Genomic DNA, 17,691 nt, shown 5'->3' on the forward strand with positions numbered 1-17,691 from the left:
GGCAACGACATACCATGTTTGCAGAATACGACGAGATCACGCGTCGTCCTGCATCAACCTTCCAGGAGAAGAAAATGAAAAAATCTCTGTTGCTCAAATCGACTGCCGCCGGACTGCTTGCCGCAATGCTGTCAAGCACGGCTATGGCCCAGCAATCGCAAGGCTTTTTCGACATGGCCGGGTCCGAACCGAATTATGCCCCCGGCGAATTCAAGTCGGCACCCGAAACCATCGAAACCCGGTACGGGACGCTTGAATTCCCGGGTGGATATCCGACGGAGGAAACCACTCAGAAGGTCTATGACGAAATCGATCTTCAGCGTGCGACCCAGCTTTATATGGATATGTACCCGGCGTTGTCCGCGCACGGTCTGATGAAAGGCTGGGTCCGGGACCTGGATATGGAGGACAGCTCGCAGATCAGCGTAACGGCGGACCGGCTGGATTCGAGCGCCCTGGTGCTGACCGGGAACACGGAAAGCCTCTATGCCTTCGCCGTTTTCGATCTGAAAGCAGACGGCCCGACGGTGTTTGAAGTCCCGCCGGGTGTCATGGGGCCTGTGGACGATCATAATTTCCTGTTCAACGCCGACCTTGGTCCGACAGGCATGGACAAGGGCCAGGGCGGCAAGTACCTGATTCTGCCTCCGGGGTATGACGGAGAGGTGCCCGACGGGTATTTCGTCGTGCGGTCAAAGACCTACATGAATTTCTCTTTCATGCGGGCGAACGCGGCCACGGTCGGATATGGTGAAAAGGCCCTTGCGTACTATCGCGACAATGCCGCGATCTATCCGCTCGCGACCGGCCCGCGCCCGACCAAGATCGTAAACGCCAGCAATGTTGTATGGAATTCACTCGTGCCCGAGGACGCCTCGGCGTTTGAGTGGATGCATGAGATCATCAGCTACGAACCCGCCGAAGCTTTCGGTAAAGAACTTCTGGGCAGGCTGGCATCGATTGGCATTAAACAGGATGAGCCATTTAACCCCGATTCCCGCATGCAGAAGATCCTCGAGCAAGCGGCACAAGAAGGCGTGGCGATGTCCCGTGTGATCTCGTTCGATAGTCGTCAGCCGGAGGCCGTCGTCTACCCGGGTCTGACCTGGGAGAGCCCGTTTATCGGCGACAGTTCGACTTTCGATCTGGAGGGCTACTTCAATCTCGAGGCGCGGACGACGTTCCATTTTACCGCTGACGGGATCACGCCCGCTATGGCAATGCAGATGCCGGAAGGGACGGGATCGCGCTATCAGACGACCTACAAGGATAGCGAGGAACAGTTCCTTGATGGTAACAACACCTACAAGTTGAACGTGAAGCCCGAAGTGCCTGTTGCCCTATTCTGGGCGGTAACACTGTACGATCCCTGGACCCGCAGCGAACTCCAAAGCCAGCCCTATCCGAGCATCAGCAGCCAGCAAACGCCGGCCCCGGTGACGAATGATGACGGCTCGATCGATATCTTCTTTTCCAATGAAAAGCCGGATGGAGTTGCAGATCAGAACTGGGTCAGGACGCTCCCCGACCAAGGCTTCTTTGTTTACATACGCTACTACGGTCCCCTCAAGGCCTTTAACGACAAGACCTGGGTGCCAAATGATGTGGTGATGGTCGAATAGATTCGACCAAAAGATTAGTATCAGCGGGCCGGGGTCACCCTGGCCTGTTTGCATTTGGCGCATCTTCACAGGCCGCATACCGTTCCATTCACGGTCCTTCTTCGATTAAGAAGCGTGGTTTGCAATCACGGCGCTGCACGACAGAGCGCGTCCTTTCAAGTGGCGCGATCGGACCAAAACGCCCGAAGCGGAACGACCATACTTGGAGTGGATTTATCGCTGCCCTGAATTGTTCAGCTCTGCAGATGCAAAGGAGAGAGAAATGAAACCAGGTAAACACGTATCGGCAATATTGAGCGCAGGCCTGCTTGCGCTGAGTGGCGTTTCGGCACTTGCCGACGCCCCGCAAATGAAGATGACCACCGACCTGCCCGCTTCGATCACGACGCCGGACAGCGTGGACAGTTCGCTCGGGACGCTGACCTATCGCGATGGGGTCCCCGACGGCGCAACTGTCGATACGCTTTATGACTATCTCGACCGGTCCCGCGCAGTCGAGGTGATGCTGAACGCGATGCCGACCATGTCGGCCTATGCGCTGCGCGAAGGTCAGAGCGCGGCAGGTTGTGCCGACGCTGCGCACCAGATCTGCATTTTTGATACGCTCATGGATTCCAAGTCGCAGGTTCTGACGGGGAACACGTCGACGATGTACGCCATGGGTTTTTTCGACCTCGAACGGGACGGGCCGACGGTGATTGAGCTTCCACCGGGCATGCTGGGCGTGCTGGACGACATGGCTTTTCAGTATATTACCGACCTTGGCGCGGCCGGCCCGGACAAAGGCAAGGGCGGCAATTTCCTTGTTCTCCCGCCGGGGTATGACGGCGACGTGCCAGAGGGCTACTTCGTTGTCCAATCCAAGACCTACGGTGTCTGGAATTTCATGCGCGGGTATTTGACGGACGGGGTCGAAGCGGCCTCGAAAAACATCCGCGACAACCTGAAGGTCTATCCACTGTCGCAGGCCGACACACCGCCTGCGATGGAGTTCGTGAATGTCTCGGGCGCTGAGGTAAGCACGGTTGTTGCCACCGATGTCAGTTTCTACTCTGGGCTAAACGACGTGATCCAACAGGAACCCGAAGGGTTTCTGGGTGTTGAACGAACCGGCCAGCTCGCGGCAATCGGGATTGAAAAGGGTAAAGACTTTGCCCCCGACGACCGGATGCAGGCGATCCTGGAGGATGCGGCAAAAATTGGCGATGGCATTGCGCGCAACTATACCTATTTCCCGCGCGACCCTGGCGTGAAAGTGTTCGGGGAAGACAGCGCCTGGGTGCTGGCATTCCCTGACCGCGACACGACCTTTATGCGGGGCGCGGGCCGCAACCTTGATGGGAGGACGACTTTCCACTACGGATACATCGTAGTGTCGCCCGCCATGGCGATCCGGTCTGCCGGCAAGGGGTCGGACTATACCATGGCAATGCTGGACAGCGAAAAACGCCCGCTGGATGGCGCCAAGACTTACAAGCTGACGATGCCTGCAGATGTGCCGGTTAAGGATTTCTGGGCGGTCACGATGTACGACACCCAGACCCGCTCGCAATTGCAGACCGACCAGCAGTTCCCGACGCTTGATAGTTATACCGAGGGTATGCAGAAGAACGCTGACGGATCGATTGATGTCTATTTCGGACCGACGCCACCCGAAGGCAAGGAAAGCAACTGGCTGCAATCGGTGCCCGGCAAGGGGTGGTTCATCGCCCTGCGGATGTACGGCCCGCTTGAACCCTGGCTGGATGGCAGCTGGCAACCCGGCGAGATTGAACTGGTTGAATAAGGGATTGCTTCGGGGCTGGTCACTGGACCAGCCCCGGACATTACAAGGGAATTAAGCCATGTTTGAAATTGGACTAGGCAGAACCGCCCAATCTGCAAAACTGGACGGATCACACTCGATTGATCTGATCCGACAAGCAGACACCCGCCAGGTGATCCGCATCAGCGGGTTCTACCTAAGGTTTCGAACTGCAATCGCTGCCCGGCTTTCAGGAGAGAATGATGTTTCATTTGAACTCTGACCTTCACTGGCCGCGATGGATCATCGTGGCAGGTGTACTGCTGCTCAATGCCTTGAGTGGATCATCCATTCGGGCCGATGAAGGCGGCACGAGTTTTTGGCTTCCGGGACAATATGGCAGTTTTGCCGCCGTTGCGCCCGAGCCAGGTGCGTCTCTGGCGATGGTTTCCTATTGGTATTCTGCAAATGCGAGTGTCAGTGAACCTCTGGGATTTGGCAACGACCTGAAACTTGGCGTCGACGCCAGCTATTTCGGTCAGTTTATCGTTCCGGCTTATACACCAGACACGACTATTCTTGGCGGGCGTCCCAGTTTTTCGCTGGCGTTCATTCCTGCCCGCAGCAAGGTGTCAGCGGATATTTCAGTTGGGGGGGGCAGTGCGGCCGCGTCAGATGAAGTGACGGGAATGAGCGATCTGTATCCCACCGCTCAACTGTTCTGGAACCGTGGTGTGCATAACTATATGGCCTATGTCGCCGGCAGCATTCCGGTTGGCAGTTATGACCCCAACCGTTTATCAAACCTTGGGCTGGGGCACGCTGCGATCGATATTGGTGGTGCATATACCTTTCTCAACCCCGATACGGGGTGGGAGTTTTCAGCCACTGCTGGTTTGACATACAACTTTAAAAATTCTGACACAAACTACAAGAACGGCATCGATTTCCACATCGATCTGGGCGCATCCAAATTTGTGACCGAGCAGATGTATGTGGGACTTGTCGGATTTGCCTATCAGCAGCTGACGGCTGATAGCGGACAGCCTGCCATCCTTGGTGATTTCAAGGGACGCACCTTTGGGATCGGCCCGCAAATCGGCTGGATCTTTGAAGCAGGCGGCAAAGAAGTCTTTGCCAACCTGCGGGGCTACAAGGAATTCAATGTCAAGAACAGGGTCGAAGGCGACGGCTTGATGTTCACGATAAGCTTTCCGCTTTGAAAGGCACGATTAAGTGTTCAGGTGGCGTGATCGGACCAAAACGGCTTGGAGGGAAGCCTAGTCTGAAGAAAGAATCGATCCCTGCCTGATCGCAGGGGTGTCGGCTTTCACAACTGAGGAGATCACCATGAGACAACAATCCATCAAGACCCTTATGTACGGCGCAAGTGCCCTTGCTTTCGCATTCAGCCCGGCGCTGGCTGAAAGCCCCACATACAAGAATACAACCGATATCCCCGCAAACGTCGTCACACCCGATCGCACGGAGACGCGAATCGGGACGCTGGAATTCGTGGACGGTGTTCCAACCCCGGCCACGTCACAAGCGCTGTGGGATCATCTGGACTTCAGCCGCGCGGTCGAGGCGATGATCATGACCACACCGGCCGCGTCGCTGGCCGGGTTCCGTAAGGGCCTTCGCCAATTTGGCCCTGACAATGAAACCATGATGTACTGGCATGGTCGACTTGATTCCAAGGGCCTCTTGCTGACCGGCAACACCACGGTGATTTACGGCTTCATGTGGATCGACCTGAAAGACGGGCCGATGATCATGGAAACGCCGCCGGACGTTCTGGGCATCATCGACAATGCCTGGTTTCATTATCTGACTGACTTCGGCAATGCCGGACCCGACAAGGGAAAAGGCGGCAAGTACCTGCTGGTGCCCCCGGGATATGAGGGTGAGTTGCCCGAAGGTTATATCGTGCGCCGTTCCGAGACCTATGGTCATTGGCTGGCGGTCCGGGGGTTCATGACGGATTTCGAAGCCGACCCGGTTGTCGACAACATGAAATCCCATTTCCGTCTGTACCCCATGGGAGAGGATCCCAAAGAGGTGAATTGGGTTGATGTGGCCCTGAAAGAACTCAACACCCTGCACGCACAGGATGCGACCTTCTTTGAAGAAGTGAACGAGATTGTTCAGGAAGAGCCGAATGCGGCGCAGAGCGCGGAAATGCTCGGCTTGCTGCGGGCCATCGGCATCGAAAAAGGCAAACCCTTTGCGCCCGATGAGCGTATGCAGAAAATTCTTGCCGAAGCTGCAGCGGTCGGCACCGCCGCGCAGCGCTCGATCATTTGGGCCAATCGTGACGATAACCGCATCATCTGGCCGGACAGCAAAAGCTGGGAAAGAGGCTTTGCCGGTGGCAGTTACGAATTCCTGAATGACAGCATCAGCCTGATCAACTCGCGTGTGCGGTTCCACTTCTATGCCACGGGTATCACACCGGCGATGGTGAAACCCCCGATCGGCGCCGGGTCGCAATATGTGATCGGTCTGCGCGATGCCGAAGGCGATCCGCTTGACGGCGCAAAAACTTATCGCGTGCACGTGCCGCCAAATGTTCCGGCCCGCCGGTTTTGGGACATCACGGTCTATGACAACATGACCCGGTCCATGCTTCAGGTCGACAGCCCTTACCCCGCTGTCACCAGCATCGATAAGGCGGTCGTGCAGAATGACGATGGCTCCTGGGATGTCTATTTCGGTCCGGAACGTCCGGACGGTGCGGACAACTGGATTCAGACCATTCCTGGCAAAGGCTGGAACATGCTGTGGCGCATCTATGGCCCCGAACAGGCTTGGTACGATGGCGAATGGCAACCCGGCGAAGTCGAAGAGGTCAGCGAATAGGGCCACAGTGGTTGAGACCGCCAGCGCTGTGTTGGCGGCTCAGCCCGGCAGGCTGAAATCCTGCCTACTTGTCGTGAACGGACCAAAACGAACCCCCGGCGATTGGGATAATTCGACCATCATTCAATTTCTAAAAAGGAGAAGAGAAATGAAACTCTCTGAAGGACTTGCCGCACTCGCCGAGAAGGCGAAAAATGTCGAAACACGCGTTGATGAATATACGCGTGAGGAACAGGCCAAACGCGACGCGCTCAAAGCAAAGTGGAGTGCGGAATACGCAAAGGCCGAGCAGGACTGGAACAGCGCCGTTGCCGAGGTCGACAGCAGCATGAATGCGTGGTGGTCCGGCATCCAGTCGAACTATGAAAACCACAAGGCCGAGCAGAAAGCGAAATGGGACGCCTGGAAAGCGGAACGCGATCTGGCGAAGGCCGAGAGGAACGCAGAGAACGCAGAGGCGGATGCCGCTGTTGCGATTGCCTACGCCCAGCTTGTTTCCGAAGAGGCGCAGGCCATTGCGATGGAAGCCGTCGGAGCCCGTGCCCATGCGGAAGGCCTGAAGGGCGGGTAAGGTTTTGCCTATTGCCGGGGCGCTGACACGCCCCGGCTTCACACAATTCTTCAAGCCTCAATGGCGGCTGTCGGGGGATTTCCCTTCAGTCTCGTGATCAGGTGAGCATGTCGATCGAACCAATGCGAAAACACATCAGGAGAGCGTTATGAAAGCAACTGAAATCGAACTCGGGAAAACCAGCTTTTGCTTCAGACTATGCGCTTCCGTCTTCGCCTTGGGGCAATTTACCGCGGTGGCAATCGCGCAGGACGCTCCAGAACGGGATAGCTGGAAATTCACGGTGGCGCCATATCTCTGGGGGGCGAGCCTGTCCGGTACCGCTGCGACGATTCCTGGCCTGCCTCCTGTCGACGTCGATGCCAGTTTTAGCGACATCCTCGATAACCTGTCTTTCGCGGGAATGATTGTTGGCAATGCGCAGAAGGGAAGGTGGGGTGTCACAGCAGACCTGCAGTACATTAGCCTGAAGAACTCCACCTCAGATCTGCAACCGCTTTTCAACAACGCGACCGTCAGAGCGAAGAACAAGATCTTCTCGGTTCTGGGGGAATACAAGATGGTGGAGGCTCCGACCGGAGAACTGTGGGCCAGCGCCGGTGCCCGGTACTGGAGCGTCGACACTTCTTTGGACCTGGCCGCAGGCGATCTGCCCACTGCCTCTGCCAACGGAAATGACAGCTGGGTTGATCCGGTCATTGGTTTGCGCGGACGGATGGACATTGCCGACAGGACATACCTGACCGGTTGGGCCTATGCAGGTGGCTTCGGAGTGGGTTCCGAAATTATGGCGGATATCTTTGGTGGTGTTGGATACAAGTTCACACCCATGACCTCGGGAGTACTTGGATACCGCTTGCTGATGGTCGACCGCAGGAGCGGCGACTTCACATACGATGTTGAACAGAAGGGGCTCATGGCCGGGTTGAGCTTTCAGTTCTGACGAGCAACCCGTCATGACGGCGCCCCGGTATGGGGCGAGCGACCCCAGATTGGCGCGGGATAACCAAAAGGCAATGTCGCGTTGTGCTGGAATGATTCTCAGATGTCTGGGCCGTTATGGCGCCGGATCGACCAAGAAAGGACGCAGACTATGCCGAAAACACGAAAAATATACACCGCCGCGTACCTGGCAGCCCTGTTGCTTGCTTCAACTGCTTTGCCCGGAGCGGCGCAGGGAACAGACGCTGCATCTCTAGCGCAGGCCAACAATCCTCTCGCGGCGTTCAAGACGTTCAATTTGCAAAACCAGTACAACGGCTCTTTGACTGGAACAGATTCAACTGCCAATTCATTCTTTCTGCGAGGCGCTCTACCTGTTTCCGCCTTTGGAGGAGATTGGCTTGTACGTGCTACTTTGCCCATCAACGATTTTCCCGATCCCTTCAATGGCGGAAAAACCAACGGCCTTGGAGACTTTAACGTTTTTGCGGCTTATCTGATGGATACCGGTAACCCCAACCTTAGTTTCGGTATCGGGCCACAAGTCACGGCTCCGACCGCAACCGAGGATGCGACAGGGTCTGGGAAATGGTCGGCAGGTCTGGCCAACGTTTTGTTCAATACGGCAACACCTGGATTTCAGTGGGGGTACCTGTTGACGTGGCAGGGCAGTTTTGCGGGCGACAGCGACCGCGCTGATGTTAATTCAGGCGCATTTCAACCATTGCTGATCAAGCAGTTGGGCAACGGCTGGTACCTGAGATCAACAGCGATCTGGACCTACGACTTTGAGACTGACAACTACAACATCCCGATCGGATTTGGTGCAGGGCGTGTGGTCACGAAGCCAAATGTCACCATCAATTACTTCATTGAGCCTCAATATTCAGTGGCGTCCGATGGAGATGGACAAATGGAGTGGGGCGTATTTGCTGGCGTCAACTTTCAGTTTGCCAAATAGTATAAATGGAGAAAGCAATGCATAGAACTTTGACAGCCGCCCTTCTTGTTTCGACTTGCCTGGCCACCAGCGCCTTGGCTCAGGAGGCCCAGCCTGTTGGCGATTTGTTCACCAATCCGGGAACGCCACAGACCAGCAGCGATTTCCGGTCGGCTCCGATGAGCCTCGACACGAATTTTGGCGCGCTGGAGTTCGTCGGCGGCGGATTCCCGACCAAAGAGTCTGCGCAGGCGTTGTATGATGAACTGGACCTGCAACGCGCCACGCAAGCTTACATGGATTTCTACCCGGCGCTATCGCTCTATGCGATCGTGAAGTCCCAGGCCCGTGATCTCAAGTTCGAAACCTCGTCGGACATTGGCGTGATGGCGGACTACATGAACTCCAACCAACCCTATTTGACCGGCAACAACAGCACGATTTATGCGGTGGCATCGCTTGATCTGAAGATCGACGGCCCAATGGTCGTCGAGATCCCGGCCGGCATGTTTGGCACCGCCAATGACGCGGTGTTCAATTACCTGACCGATTTTGGCGCCACCGGCCCGGATAAGGGCGAAGGCGGGAAATACCTGTTCCTCCCCCCCGGTTACACGGGCGATATACCCGACGGGTACTTCGTAATGCGCTCTCCGGGCTACCGGGTCTGGACCATGATGCGTGCTTTCGTCGATGTTGGAACTGGCGATAAGGCGGTGGAGTGGTTCGAGCAGAATTTCAAGGTCTACCCGCTGGAGACCGGCCCGCGCGAGGCGCGTTATGTCAACGCAAGCGAGGTGGGCATGAACCCGCTTCCTCCAGAGGACGGAACGGTCTTCGAGATGCTCAACGAGATCATTCAGCACGAGCCGTCCGAACTGTTTGACCCCGAGCAGCTCGGTCGTCTGGCCACTCTGGGCATCGAAAAGGGAAAACCCTTCGCCCCGGATGCGCGCATGGCCGCAATCCTCGATCAGGGGGCCAAGCAGGGCACGGCTATGTCGCGAGCCATCGTCTACGCATCGCGCGAGCCTGATATCCGCTACTGGCCGGACCGGCAGTGGGAAAAGATGTTCGTGCGCAATACCGAATTCACCCGGGACAGCGGCGCCAATGACATCGATGCTCGCACGCTGTGGCACTATCAGGCGATTGTGGTGTCGCCCAATCTGCTATCGACCACCCCAGGTGTGGGCACGGCCTATCTTACGTCCTTCAGGGATGCGTATGGCGGGTTTCTTGATGGGAGCAAGTCATACCGGCTGAACGTCCCGGCAAATACGCCGGTCAAACGGTTCTGGGCCGTAACAGCCTATGATCCAGCCACCCGTGGATTGTTGGCGTCGGACGGCCAAATCACGGTTGGCAGCCCGACAGATCCGGTGGTCAACGCGGACGGCTCGGTGGATCTGTATTTCGGTCAATCGGCACCTGAGGGATTCGAGGCGAACTGGATCAAGACCGACCCATCCAAGGGGTTCTTCACGGTTTTCCGCTTCTACGGCCCGCTTGAAGGCTACATTGAAAAAACGTGGGTTCTGAACGACTTTGAGTTAATTGAGTGATCTCCGCTCCATTGGTTGTAGCTAAAGACACGCGAGGTGCGTGCAGCGTTGCGCACCAGCCTGCTACCGTATGACGGCACAAGCACTCATCATCAAAACGATAGGCGGTCCGTCTGGCGACAGTACCAATTCCTTGGCTGCCCGTATCTGGAACTACTGCCTGTATGCCACCACAGGCGGACATTCTGACGCATCGCCTGTCTCAAAGCCCGCCGTCTCGTATGGGCGCGGCGACCAGTCGGATTGGATTTTGGAGATTTGGCATGCTTTGAATGGCTGGTATGGGGAATTCGTGCTGCGCTGCCGCAGAGCCTGTGTTTCTGGATCGTGTGTCGACGCCACGATCTGCGCTGCGGTCGCATCAGGCTGCTTTGTCCCGCATGTGAGACATACGTCGCAACCGCAGCGAACGTCTGGGCGACCAGACATCAAACTTCTTCGGCTCGAAGTCGTCGCCCTCGCAGCGCCAGACAAAGGCCAGTTGCTTGTTGTGCCCCCCGTTTATCATCCCGCGCATTTCTTCGCGGGCTTCTAGAAACGTGTCCGCTTCATCAATCAGCAGGGTTGGCTTGTGCTTCGCGATCAGGCGGAACATGACGGCGGAAGAAAGGTTGGCAGCAATCTCAGCCCTTGGCGTCAACGCATGGACGACGGCCATCGCCGTTGACTTGCCGCAGCGCTTTTCAGGGGAAGTGAAGGCTAACACCGGGCTTATATCAGCGGCATCATGCGCCCAGGCGTGGACAATCCAGGATGCCATCAAGGGTGCCGCGTATTCTGGAAGGATACAAAAACGTTCCACCGTTTCCACCAGATTACCAAGCAACGCGGCACCATCAACAGTCTCACCCCAAAACTCGACCTCTTCGAAGGCCGCAGCGCCGTCATCACCGACAACATTGCGCTGCCGCAACTTCTGTACCTCGGTATCCAGCGTCGAGACGCGAATATTGTGTTGTTTGGCGATACTCTCGCGTTGTTGGTCGTACGTAATAGGATCAAGATTTGCCAGACCGGGCAGCAAAGTGTCCAATTGCGCCGCGTCGGCCGGGCAGCCGCTATCGACCCATTTATCAAAATCACCGTCGGTCATATCGCAGCCTCCACAACAAGAGCGGCGTGTTCGGCGCTGAGAGAACGCAAAGAACTATAGGCAAGTGCCGCGCGTTCCGCGTCAGACAGACGCAAGATCAAAAGACTGGTCAGCTTGTCCCAAGAAGATGCATCCCCAAGGGTCAGGGCGTACCCAATAGCGCGGGCCACTGCTTTGTGCGCGCGCTTAGCGTAGCGCGACATCGCATTTCTGTTTTTGGGTCTGGTCTGGACGTTCATTACTTCACCTCCCCATAATACAGACCAGCAATGACGCGCGCCTGCGCTTCAGTCAGACCGTATTTCCAGCGAATGCGGCGTTCCTGGCGCTTCTTTGATGTAGGCGCCGATGGCATTTTGATAATGGTATCTGTGTTGTTACTGCTCATAGCCCGCGTTCCTTTTAGGTTGTGCGGACAGTCTGAATGCGGTATTTTCATAGCTGCAGAGAAATGAAAATTTCGCCCCTGACCGTCCCATGCGGTTGGGGGTTTTTCTTTACCCAGCTGCCTTGATTTTAGCGTCGATGTAACGGTTCAGCTCATCAAATTCGATGCGGGTAGACCGACCTGTTCATCCTGCGGGGCATTCCAGCCTACATTCGGTCAGATAACGGCCCCGAGTTCATTGCTCAGGCCGTCCGAGACTGGATTGCAGCCGTCGGCGCCAAGACCGCCTACATCGAGCCGGGGTCGCCCTGGGAGAACGGATATTGCGAAAGCTTCAACGCAAGGCTCCGGGATGAGCTGTTGAATGGTGAGGTCTTCTACTCGCCTCGCGAAGCACAAATCCTGATCGAACAATGGAGGAAACACTACAACACCAAACGACCACATAGTGCTTTGGGCTACCGCCCACCGGCTCCGGAAACCATCGTCCCGATGGCAACCAGACCAATCATGCACTAACATTCAAACTGGACCACTCAAATGGGGCCGGTCAATGGCATAGGCTATCCCCCAATGAGCTAAAGCGCAGACAGGATCGGCCTCAAGCGCCTTTTCGAAACAGACAATGGCTTCTTTATGATTGTAAGCGAATAGCCATGAACTGATCCTCCTGAAAAGGATGAAACAGAAAACACGCTCGATGTGAACCCCCTTTGATTCAACAATATCTGGAACCGCTTTAGTCTGATTTATCGTTTTTTTATGGAACGGTTTGGTTAGGTTTTACCACATCCATTGCACCTGGAAATGGTCCAAGGCAACTTGCGCGGTGAGACACCTGAAAAACATGATTGTAAAGCTGTGCCACCCACTGCTTGCCTTCCATCGTCTGCTCAAGATGCATGAGCGCTGGACCGATCAAGGGTTGCACTTGATGCCAAAAGAATTTCGGGAACTGTTCCATCAAATCCATTGGCGTTTCATATCCGAGTTTTTCCGCGAACCCGGTTTCGACAAACTCGCTGTATAACCCGCCAATCTTTCGATGGTAAAACGGGTCCGCGATCTGGCCGATTAGGTCGGCAGCGCGCACAAGAGCGGGCTCGTTCGTTGTATCCGCATAGGCCAGATCATCGGGAACAGGAAACCTTGTGTACTCAATAGCCTCGGCTATCCTCTCTTCATCAATGAGGCTGGATCCTGCAAAACGCTGACGGGCATAAATTTTCCCTCGATCGACGTGATATGGGGCGAGAAAAGCATCCGAAGCACCGCGCGGCGGACTAATCTTGTCCCCCGCCGCGTTTACAACGACCTCTGTATCCGTGTCACCTTCACAGATGTCGCGGGAGTATCCAATGTCATGAACCAAAAGCGCTACGATGAAGTGGAGCCAATCTTCCGGTTGGACGGCACGGGTAACCAACTGACCACGAATGATTTGCTGACCGACGAGTGTCACCATCATCGTATGTTCTGCATTATGATAAAGCGCGTCCGAGTTGCCCAAACGCTCAAGCAACATTCGAGCGCTACCGCTTATAAATGTTGCGTACTCGGCTCTCCGCCCAGAGAAATACTGAAGGTAAGTCTCAGCTAGATGATTTCCAAATTGTGCGGCAACCACGGCGGTAGGATTGAACATAATCATCTCACTTTTTGGTAAAAAAGCCAATAGTACTTATTTTGAACTGAAATGCCAGATACGGTGCTCAGAGCAGCAGGCGCCGCACCTTGCACCAAGGTCTACTTGACGTCCCGACGCGTGCATCCGGCATAGGACGACCTTCATTCGTAATATAAAGCCAATGCCGCGTAGCAAGCTAGGAGTTTCCGGGGCATCTGCTTGAAGCGGTGCCCTACCGTATCCAAACCGCCTTGACTGACAACAGCATCCAATTCACCGAGCCGTCGCGGAATAGAACCACCATCTATTTCCAGCTAATACGATACGACATGATTTGTGCCGTGAATGGCATCGAGCATCGCTTAGCAAAGCCCAAACATCCTTGGACTAACGACCAGGTCAACGCATAAACCGCAATATCAAAGACGCAACCGTGAAGCGCTATCACTACTATAGCCACAGCCAGCTTTGCTCGCACCCGGCCGACTTCCTCCATGCCTACAATTACGCTCGCTGATTTAATACACTCAGTGACCTCACGCCTTAACAATACATCTGTAAAATCTGGACTGCAGAGCCAGACGGATTCATCCTGAACCCGATCCACCAGAGGCCAAAACTGAACGCCTAGGAGCTGTTCACTCCCAAGCCGACTTCGCCGCAGACATGTTGCTTTTTGATGCATCTTGGTTAACGTAATACCGCGCTGTCTATTAGAGCGGTGTAAAGACTGCTGGAGAGTAACTTGGCTTCGATCTTGAAATCTTTTTTTACCTTTCTCGCTATGGCGCTTTGCACGTCCGGCGCAGTCGCCGAAAGCCTACGGGACGCTGTCCGCTTTGCGGTGACGACGAACCCTGCTGTGAAAGCCACTGAAGCCGACATGCGCGGGGCGGCTTACGAATTGCTTGAACTTCGCCGCGAGTTTGAACCTACTGTGACCGTCTTTGCCGAGACTGGTTGGCAAAGGGTAGATGATCCTTCAAACCTATCGACTGCGGATAATAATATAGGTAAAAACCGCAATCAACTTGGCGTCAGGGCCGAGATTGTTTTGTTCGACGGCTTTAGGCGCTCCAATCTAGTCTATGCAAATAGTGCACGGGTCGATGGCAGCATTTTTCGCCTTCTCGACGCGTCCGAGACTTTGGCTTTAAACGCTACCGAAGCCTATATTGACGTCTACCGGCATCGTATTTTGCGAGAAGTTGCAAAGCGCAACGTAGTCAAACACGAGGAAATAGGGCGGCGCGTCCGTGATCTGGTGCAAGGGGGGCGGCTTCCTTACAGTGACGAGCTGACCATTGATGACCGAATCAGGTCCGCGCGTTTGGCCCTTCTAGAAGTGGAACGTGCCTTGCGAGATGCAAATGCGCGTTACGAGAGGGTTGTCGGGCGTGCACCGTCTGGCAGAATGACCGTGCCCCACGCGCCTGTGCCAAAGTCGTTGCAAGAGCTTACGCAAGCTTCGGTTACCAACAGCTATCGCGTTCAGTATACCCGCACGCAAATCGATCAGAACCGATTTATGGGTGAAGCGATTCTGGCTGACCGGTTACCACGGTTGTCGGTCTTCGCGGGCGTCTCGCGTGATAAAAATCGCAATGGTGTAACGGGTACCCGCAATGACGAATCAATCGGTCTGGGGCTGAGCTGGACGCTTTATCAAGGCGGACGCCGGGCCGAGCGGAGCGCGTTGGCGGAACAGACAAGCCGTGCGATGTCGGAACAGGCCATAGCCGTGCGAGAAGTCACCGAGCTTGCCGCGCGCACTTGGAACACATATCAGACCAATCTTGAGCGCACGCGACAACTAGAAGAACAGTTGCGTATCAATCTGCTGATCGTTGAGGTTTATGGGGAAGAGTTCGAGGCGGCAAAACGTACCTTGCTCGATCTTCTTGAGGTCGAGCGAGCGCGATTCATCGTAGAGTTCGAAACGGTGGGCGCGCAGGCGGGGCTCGCGTTCAGTACGCATCGCGCCTTAGCGACACAAAGCAAGCTCGCATCGCATTTTGGCCTGGCAAAGAGCGATCTTGCCTTTGCTCCGAACTTTCAGAACCTCACAAAAGACAATCCTTTAAGCATCTTTGATGTCTCGATTGAACCGTTGTCGACAGAGCCATTGCAATGACCCTTGACGATGACGCGGCCACAGCGGCAGTGTCTCCGGGGGCGGCTGGACAAACCAACAATGTAGCAGAAGACATGTTGGGCCTTGAGGCCGTCGCTTGGATGGCCAAGGTGTTCGATCGCCCCCTTACTCCGCATACGGTTGCCGCGCGCATACCACGCGACACGGATATGGCCAGCCTGTCAGGTCTAGCGCGTGCATTTGCGGCGATCGGGCTGAAATCACGTGCGTTTCTAAAAGACATCGCAAAACTGGACAGCGTGGTCTTGCCCGCGCTCATGCTGCGCAAAAAGGGCGGTGTGTTAATTGTTACGCGGATCAGCGCAAAAGAAAAACGCGCGACAGTGGTTGATCCTGCAGCCGCCGGGCTGGAACAGGATATGACATTTAGCGCGCTGCGTCGGCTGACCCTACCTGAAATACTCCTTGTCACCCCTGATGAGGACCGTGCGCACACCATGTTGTCGCCCGAAGCGGTCCGCCTCGCGCCTCGCAAAGGCCACTGGTTTTGGGCACCTGTAGGGGCGAACTGGCAAAACTGGGCGCAGATTACTGTCGCCGCTTTGCTGTTGAACTTGATGTCGCTGGCGCTGCCTTTGTTTGTGATGAACGTCTACGACAAGGTGATCCCGAATTTGGCCTACGTCACCTTGTGGACCCTGGCCATAGGAGTTGGCATCGCGCTCGCGCTTGACCTGATGCTGCGCACGATCCGTGGCAATATCTTAGAGAATGTGAGCCGCCGAGTTGACTTGAAAGTGGCAGCATCTTTGTTCAACCATGCGATGCATGCGCGTCTATTGGGGCGCCCGGGCGGAGCGGCAGGGATTGCGAGCACACTTCGCGACTTTGAAGTCGTACGTGATTTTTTCGCGTCGGCCACCTTTGTGGCGGTCGTAGATCTGATGTTCATCGGAATATTTATCGCGGCACTCTATTTCATCGTGGGCCCGATTGCACTGGTGCCGCTGTGTGCGGTTCCGGTGGTGATTGTTCTGGCCATCCTCGCGCAAATCCCGATTGGCCGTGCGGCGGGTCGCGCGCAGCAGATGGCCATGAAACGCCATACCGTATTGATCGAGGCGCTTTCTGGGGTTGAGACGATCAAGACGCTCAATGCCGAACCATTGATGCAGCGCGAATGGGAAAATGCCGTTGCAGCGTCCAGTCAGGTCAACGGGCGAACGAAATTCTGGTCGAGCATTGCATCAAACGGCACAATGATGATCCAACAGGTGGTAAGTGTCTTGATCATTGTTTGGGGGGTGTTTCTTGTCTCCGACGGGAAGATCACGATTGGTGGTCTGATTGCCGCAAATATACTCGCGGGGCGTGTACTTGCACCCTTGGGAACGATCGCACAGACGATATTCCGTGCGCAGTACGCGTTCAAAGCACTTTCGGCTTTGAACAGTTTCATGGGCTTGCCGTTAGAACAGGAGGCTGTGGTCACGTCGGATGCGCAGATCACAAAGGGCGCAGTTGCATTAAAAAACGTACGGTTCAGCTACCCTGAAGTACAGGTCTCTGCATTGAACGATCTGACCTTTTCGGTGGGGGCTGGAGAGTGCGTCGCCCTGCTGGGTCGTGTGGGCTCGGGCAAAACGACGACAGGTAAAGTTCTGTCGGGCCTGATCCGGGCCGATAGCGGTACTGTTTTGATTGATGGTGTGGCTCTGGACCAATACGATCCAGCAGAGCTTCGGCGTGGCGTGGGGTATTTACCGCAAGCGCCGGATCTTTTTACCGGCACGCTACGTGAAAACTTGACCTTGGGTAATGCACGCGCCAGCGACGAAGAGATAAAGCGCGCGTTCTATTACGCGGCGATGGATGAGTTTCTAGCAGCCGTGCCTGAGGGGTTGGATTTGTTCATCGGAGAGCAGGGGCGCCGTTTGTCGGGTGGACAACGACAGGGTGTGGCTTTGGCACGCTTGCTACTACGCTACCCCAAGATGCTTTTTCTGGACGAACCGACGAATGCAATGGATCAGCGTATGCAGGGCCAGATCATCCAACGGTTGGGCGAACTGAATCGCGCGGGCACCGGTATGATGATCTGCACCCACCGACAGTCGCTGGCTGCCATGGCGGGCCGACTGATCGTCATGGATCAGGGCCGGGTGGTTCTGGACGGGCGCAGTGACGAGGTGCTCGACAAATTGCGCTCGATGGGCACGGCGCAGGGAAAGAGGTCTTAGGC

15 protein-coding genes and 1 pseudogene are annotated in these 17,691 nt (G+C 55.7%); 12 read left to right on the top strand and 4 right to left on the bottom strand.

Features of this window, described 5'->3' with window-relative positions:
* The first annotated feature begins 14 nt into the window (after positions 1-14).
* From OLX72_RS02515 to OLX72_RS02555, 9 genes are all read left to right on the top strand, one after another.
* Complete coding sequence (locus tag OLX72_RS02515; protein ID WP_433989719.1) at positions 15-1,622, top strand: DUF1254 domain-containing protein; 1,608 nt, start codon at positions 15-17, stop codon at positions 1,620-1,622.
* 262 nt (positions 1,623-1,884) lie between these two features.
* Complete coding sequence (locus OLX72_RS02520) at positions 1,885-3,408, top strand: DUF1254 domain-containing protein (RefSeq protein ID WP_433989720.1); 1,524 nt, start codon at positions 1,885-1,887, stop codon at positions 3,406-3,408.
* A 58-nt stretch (positions 3,409-3,466) separates the two neighbouring features.
* Entirely contained in the window at positions 3,467-3,649 is a 183-nt protein-coding gene (locus OLX72_RS02525; protein WP_162798023.1) for a hypothetical protein, read from the top strand.
* Positions 3,630-4,589, top strand: coding sequence for a SphA family protein (locus OLX72_RS02530; protein WP_114872282.1), 960 nt, complete (start codon positions 3,630-3,632; stop codon positions 4,587-4,589). Before OLX72_RS02525 ends, OLX72_RS02530 begins: the two co-directional genes overlap by 20 nt.
* Before the next feature lie 127 nt (positions 4,590-4,716).
* Complete coding sequence (locus tag OLX72_RS02535; RefSeq protein WP_433989721.1) at positions 4,717-6,228, top strand: DUF1254 domain-containing protein; 1,512 nt, start codon at positions 4,717-4,719, stop codon at positions 6,226-6,228.
* A gap of 148 nt (positions 6,229-6,376) precedes the next feature.
* Positions 6,377-6,799: a hypothetical protein gene (locus OLX72_RS02540; protein ID WP_114870353.1), complete on the top strand. Its 423-nt coding sequence runs from the start codon at positions 6,377-6,379 to the stop codon at positions 6,797-6,799.
* A 148-nt stretch (positions 6,800-6,947) separates the two neighbouring features.
* Positions 6,948-7,742 (top strand): hypothetical protein, encoded by a 795-nt coding sequence (locus OLX72_RS02545; RefSeq protein ID WP_433989722.1) that lies wholly within the window; start codon positions 6,948-6,950, stop codon positions 7,740-7,742.
* 150 nt (positions 7,743-7,892) lie between these two features.
* The gene (locus tag OLX72_RS02550) at positions 7,893-8,702 is read left to right on the top strand and encodes a hypothetical protein (RefSeq protein WP_114870355.1); all 810 of its coding nucleotides are present in this window, start codon (positions 7,893-7,895) and stop codon (positions 8,700-8,702) included.
* Between the two features lie 17 nt (positions 8,703-8,719).
* Positions 8,720-10,246 carry a DUF1254 domain-containing protein gene (locus OLX72_RS02555; RefSeq protein ID WP_433989723.1) on the top strand — a complete coding sequence of 509 codons (1,527 nt, stop codon included), beginning with the start codon at positions 8,720-8,722 and terminating at the stop codon, positions 10,244-10,246.
* A gap of 361 nt (positions 10,247-10,607) precedes the next feature.
* Here OLX72_RS02555 and OLX72_RS02560 read toward each other — a convergent pair whose 3' ends face one another.
* The 3 genes from OLX72_RS02560 to OLX72_RS02570 are packed head-to-tail and all read right to left on the bottom strand — an operon-like array spanning position 10,608 to position 11,727.
* Positions 10,608-11,339, bottom strand: a complete 732-nt coding sequence (locus tag OLX72_RS02560; protein WP_433989724.1) for a hypothetical protein — start codon at positions 11,337-11,339, stop codon at positions 10,608-10,610.
* Complete coding sequence (locus tag OLX72_RS02565) at positions 11,336-11,542, bottom strand: hypothetical protein (RefSeq protein ID WP_433989725.1); 207 nt, start codon at positions 11,540-11,542, stop codon at positions 11,336-11,338. Before OLX72_RS02565 ends, OLX72_RS02560 begins: the two co-directional genes overlap by 4 nt.
* 35 nt (positions 11,543-11,577) lie before the next feature.
* Positions 11,578-11,727: a hypothetical protein gene (locus OLX72_RS02570; RefSeq protein WP_433989726.1), complete on the bottom strand. Its 150-nt coding sequence runs from the start codon at positions 11,725-11,727 to the stop codon at positions 11,578-11,580.
* Between the two features lie 174 nt (positions 11,728-11,901).
* On the opposite strand from OLX72_RS02570, the pseudogene OLX72_RS02575 reads away from it, so the two are divergent.
* Positions 11,902-12,246, top strand: a pseudogene (locus tag OLX72_RS02575) (integrase core domain-containing protein); the annotation flags it as partial.
* Between the two features lie 241 nt (positions 12,247-12,487).
* Here OLX72_RS02575 and OLX72_RS02580 read toward each other — a convergent pair.
* Positions 12,488-13,372 (bottom strand): hypothetical protein, encoded by an 885-nt coding sequence (locus tag OLX72_RS02580; RefSeq protein WP_433989727.1) that lies wholly within the window; start codon positions 13,370-13,372, stop codon positions 12,488-12,490.
* A gap of 727 nt (positions 13,373-14,099) precedes the next feature.
* Between OLX72_RS02580 and OLX72_RS02585 the strand changes: the two genes are divergently transcribed.
* On the top strand, positions 14,100-15,488 hold the full coding sequence (locus tag OLX72_RS02585) for a TolC family protein (protein WP_433989728.1): 1,389 nt from the start codon (positions 14,100-14,102) through the stop codon (positions 15,486-15,488).
* A 74-nt stretch (positions 15,489-15,562) separates the two neighbouring features.
* Positions 15,563-17,689, top strand: a complete 2,127-nt coding sequence (locus OLX72_RS02590) for a type I secretion system permease/ATPase (RefSeq protein WP_433990426.1) — start codon at positions 15,563-15,565, stop codon at positions 17,687-17,689.
* Positions 17,690-17,691 lie beyond the last annotated feature (2 nt).

The organism is Sulfitobacter sp. TBRI5 (genome assembly GCF_051013555.1).
In the GTDB taxonomy this organism is placed as follows: Bacteria; Pseudomonadota; Alphaproteobacteria; order Rhodobacterales; family Rhodobacteraceae; genus JL08.